Consider the following 4,370-nt stretch of genomic DNA (forward strand, 5'->3'; position numbering starts at 1 on the left):
GTTGCTCACGATGCGCAATCGGCACTGGCGGCGCGCTCGAGCGCTCGCTCTCGGTATGCTCCCCCGTCATAGGACCACGGCTCAGCCGCCGTTCCGGGCCTGCAGCCGACGCTGAATGAGCTGCGCCAACTCTTCCAATTTCTCCGGATCCTGTTCGGCCACCACATCGACGAACGACGAGGCCACCGCGTCCGGACCAAAAGACAAGATGCCCTCTACGACCCGTCGCGAGACTTGCACCATGAATTCGGACTCGGTGAGCCGCGCCGAAAAATGGATCAGCCCCTGCTGCTTGGATCGCCAGAGCACGCGCTTGACCACCAGCCGATTCAACACCGTGATGGTGGTGATCGGCGACACGTCGTGTGCCTGTACGATGTGCTCGTGCACTTCGCGGGCCGTGGCTGGAGTGCCAATGGTCCAGACGGCGCGCAGAATGCGTGCTTCCAGATCGCCGAGCACCTTCGCGAGGCCGTGCGCCGAGAGTCGCACCGTGTCCTGCAATCTCGGCGACGCGGCGCCGGAGGATCTGCGGACGGTCATCGGTCGAAGGAAAGGGTTTGAGTTAGCCGCATAAAAAGTAGTATATCCAATGCTTTACGTCATGTAAAGTGTTCCCCACGCATCACCATATATGTTCTTCGGCCTCCTCCGGCTCTCCCATTGACAGGATATTGCCCCCGGTCCTTTTTTCGAATATGTATTTTACGCGTCATCAAACAAACATCGCGTTGCTTGCGCTCGGCACGACGCTGGCCGCGTGTGTCCCTCCCGCTGCCCGCCGTGGAACCCAGGGCGTGGAGTCCGTGCTGGCAACGCGCGGTGACACCCGCTTCTCGGGCCTTCGGCTCGACTCGACCCCGCCGCAGGCACCGCGGATCCCCGCCGGACCGCTCGCCCTCGACTCGGCAGCGCGTCTCGCATTGGTGCGGAGCCCTCACGTGCGCGCCGTGCTCGCCGACGTCGGCATCGCGGCAGCTGATCTCTGGCAGGCGAGTCGTCTCACCAATCCGACCGTGAATGGGAACTACGGCTTTCGCCAGGGCGGAGGAACCGCCCTGTCCGGTATCGGCGTGGGATTCTCCGTCATATCGGCGCTGCAGGTTCCGCTCAAGAAGCGCATCGCGGCCGCCGAGTTGCGCAGCGCGGAACAACGCGTCGCCGATGCCGTGTACGATGCCGTCCTCGATGTCCAGCGCGCGTATGTGGCCGTCCAACATGCGCAACAAATGGTTGAGCTGCGTCAGAACGTGGCCCAGGTCACGGCGGCATCAGCTGCCGTGGCAAAGGCATTGCGCGAGGCGGGGAATCTGCCAGCGCTCGATGTGGCCGCCGAGGAGGCCATGGCGGCTGAATCGGTGACGGGCATCGCCTCCGCCGACGCCGAGTTGGCGTTGGCGCGCGCCGAGCTTGGACGACTCATGGGCGCCGGCGTGAGCGATACGGCATGGACCATTGGGCCACTGCTCGAGAATCCAACGCGCGAGATGTGGCCGTTGGCGATGATGGACTCGCTCGCGCTGTCGCGTCGCATGGACATTGCGTCCGCACGAGAAGGCGCTGAAGCCGCCGCTCACGCGCTCGGCCTCAGCCGCCGGTTCCGATTGCTTCCCGACGGCACGATCGGTGCCAGTTTCGAGCGCGATCCCGATGGCCAATTCGTCGGTCCAACCGCGTCCGTTACGCTGCCGCTGTTCGACCGAGGTGGTGCTGCCGTGGCGCGGGCTCGCTCGGCACTTGCCCAACGCGTCGCCACGCATGATGCGCTCGTGGTGAACGCGCATGCCGAGGTGCGCAGCGCGCTGGCGCATCTGGAAACGGCGCAACGGCGTGCACTTCAGATACGCACCGTGGTATTGCCCGCACGGCGGCGCGTGGTGACGGAATCACAGCTGCAAACGAACGCCATGGCGTTGCCCGTGTTTGCGCTGTTGCAGGCACGACAGATGGAGATCGACGCCGGCCAGATGTATCTCGACGCCCTGCGTGACTATTGGTTCGCCCGTGCCGAGTTGGAGCGCGCGACCGGTGGCCCACTTCCCGTACCGAGCGTACCATGAGCAGCGAAGCGGAACCCGAAGACATGCCCGATACGCCGACGATTTCGCGTCGCGACCTGATGCGCCATGGCGTAGCGGCCCTTGCCGGTGGTGCCGTCGCCATGACACCGCTCGTGAGCGCTGCGCAGGACCATCAACATGCACCACCCGTCGCCGCGAAACCGGTCGCCGCGACGACCGTGCGCAACGCCGCCATCACCGGCTCTCGTTTTCCTCCTGGCAAGCCGGGCCGCGATTACACGCCGGTGATAACGCCCAACGGAACCACACTTCCGTTCAAAATCGTGGATGGCGTCAAGGTGTTTCATCTAACGGCCGGCATCACCACGCATGCGTTTTCGTCGGGGCTCGAATCGGAATGCTGGGGCTACAATGGGAGTACGCCCGGGCCAACCATCGAAGCACTGCAAGGCGATCGCGTGCGCATTTACGTCACCAACCACCTGCCGGCACCCACCACTGTCCACTGGCATGGCATTGTGCTGCCGGCCGGTATGGATGGCGTGTCCGGGCTGAGCCAACCGCCGATTCCGGTGAACGCGACGTTCAAGTACGAGTTCGACGTGCCGCACCACGGCACGTTCATGTACCACACGCATCACGATGAAATGGTGCAACAAGGGCTCGGACTGATGGGCATGTTCGTTGTGCATGCGCGCAACGCGACCCGGCGGCCCGACCGCGATTTTGTCTTGTTGGCTGCCGAATGGCTGGTGCGCATCGGCACCACGAGACCCGATCCCAACGAAATGGTGGAGTTCAATCTGTTCACCTTCAACGGCAAGGTGTTTCCGGATACGGAGCCGTTGCAGATGCAGGTGGGTGAACGGATCCGTATTCGGTTCGGCAATCTGAGTGCCATGAGTCACCATCCCATTCATGTGCACGGGATGCGTTGGCGCGTTGTCGCCACTGATGGCGGCGACATCGCGCCCGACGGGCAATGGCCCGAAGCCACCGTGCTCGTGCCGGTTGGCACCACGCGAACCGTGGAATTTGTGGCCGACAATCCGGGTGATTGGGCCATGCACTGTCACATGACCCATCACACCATGAACCAGATGGGGCACAGCGGCACCAACATGATCGGCGTCAAAGAGGACACGCTGAACGCGGCGGTCGGGCCTTTGCTGCCGAGCTACATGGCCATGGGGAGTACGGGCATGAGCGACATGGGCGCGATGGGCATGCCCATTCCGCAGTCGTCCATCTCCATGAGCGGCGGTTCGGGTCCGCACGGGCGTATCGACATGGGTGGGTTGTTCACCATTCTCAAAATCCGCGAGAAACTGCCGACAGGTGGCGATCCCGGGTGGTACGTCAATCCACCGGGCACCGTGTCGAGTGAGGCCACGGAAGCAGAGTTGAAGCGTGACGGGGTGGCTCCCGGTCCGCCACCGGGCGGTGTGCCGTCGGCGCACAAGCATCACTGATATTGCGCGTTTCGCGCTCGCGAATTCACGTCCTTCATCGTGCAGTGATCGCCGTTTCACCCTCATGCGTCGAGTCCACATCATGCCTTGCTTCATGCACCAACGCGGCGTCGTCTCACGGTTGATCGCGGTGGCCGCCGTGGTATTCCTGTGCGCTCCAGCACGATCGGTCAGCGGACAAGCGTCTCGCACTGATTCAGCGGCCGTGGTGGCCGCCGTGTCGGGTTTTCACGGCGCGCTTACCGAAGGGGATTCGGTCATGGCCACCTCGTATCTGGCGAACGACGTGGTGGTGCTCGAATCCGGCGTCGCGCAGTCGCGCTCAGACTATCTGGGTCATCATCTCGGTGCCGATATGAAGGCGTCGAAGAACGCGACCGGCAAGCGAACCATCACACAAGTGACCGTCGTCGGAACGGCTGCCTATCTTGTGGCGACGACATTCACGCCTGGTAATACGGCAAATCCACGAGGATCTGACATGGTGGAGTTGATGGTGTTGTCACAGTCGCCGTCGGGTTGGCAGATCCGCGCGGTGCATTGGTCATCCCGTCGCCGACGAGCGTAGCGCTGCGGTATCTCCCTTTGCGCGCGTCATCTCGGCTTGCGCCGATACTCGCGGTCGTAACCCTCATTCTCGCATTCACTTGGCCATGTCGACGTCACTTTACATCACTGCGGCGCTGCTGACCGCACCGCTGTCGCTGCCGAATCCCGTAGTTGTTCACCACGCAATGCCGGTGGCCATGGCACCTGCGATTGCGCCTTCGCTGGCACGTATGGAGCTCCCGTGGCAACCGGACGACGTAGCTCGCGCAACGGCCGTGCTTCGGGGGGTGTTCGCTGCGGCGGAGCGAGGTGACCTGGCCGCGTTGGA

The 4,370-nt window shown here is 63.4% G+C and carries 5 protein-coding genes; 4 read left to right on the top strand and 1 reads right to left on the bottom strand.

Going from position 1 to position 4,370, the window contains the following annotated elements:
- Positions 1 to 81 precede the first annotated feature (81 nt).
- Entirely contained in the window at positions 82 to 543 is a 462-nt protein-coding gene (locus tag ACESNG_RS13315; protein ID WP_373065241.1) for a BlaI/MecI/CopY family transcriptional regulator, read from the bottom strand.
- A 155-nt stretch (positions 544 to 698) separates the two neighbouring features.
- On the opposite strand from ACESNG_RS13315, the gene ACESNG_RS13320 reads away from it, so the two are divergent.
- The 4 genes from ACESNG_RS13320 to ACESNG_RS13335 all read left to right on the top strand — a co-directional run.
- Positions 699 to 2,060, top strand: coding sequence for a TolC family protein (locus ACESNG_RS13320; RefSeq protein ID WP_373069319.1), 1,362 nt, complete (start codon positions 699 to 701; stop codon positions 2,058 to 2,060).
- The gene (locus ACESNG_RS13325; protein ID WP_373065237.1) at positions 2,057 to 3,493 is read left to right on the top strand and encodes a multicopper oxidase family protein; all 1,437 of its coding nucleotides are present in this window, start codon (positions 2,057 to 2,059) and stop codon (positions 3,491 to 3,493) included. Before ACESNG_RS13320 ends, ACESNG_RS13325 begins: the two co-directional genes overlap by 4 nt.
- Positions 3,494 to 3,575: 82 nt before the next feature.
- Positions 3,576 to 4,061, top strand: coding sequence for a hypothetical protein (locus ACESNG_RS13330; protein WP_373069321.1), 486 nt, complete (start codon positions 3,576 to 3,578; stop codon positions 4,059 to 4,061).
- A gap of 85 nt (positions 4,062 to 4,146) precedes the next feature.
- Positions 4,147 to 4,370, top strand: a 224-nt coding sequence (locus tag ACESNG_RS13335; RefSeq protein ID WP_373069323.1) for a hypothetical protein, incomplete at its 3' end; no start/stop codon positions are given.

This window comes from Gemmatimonas sp. (genome assembly GCF_041689975.1).
Classification (GTDB): Bacteria; Gemmatimonadota; Gemmatimonadetes; order Gemmatimonadales; family Gemmatimonadaceae; genus Gemmatimonas.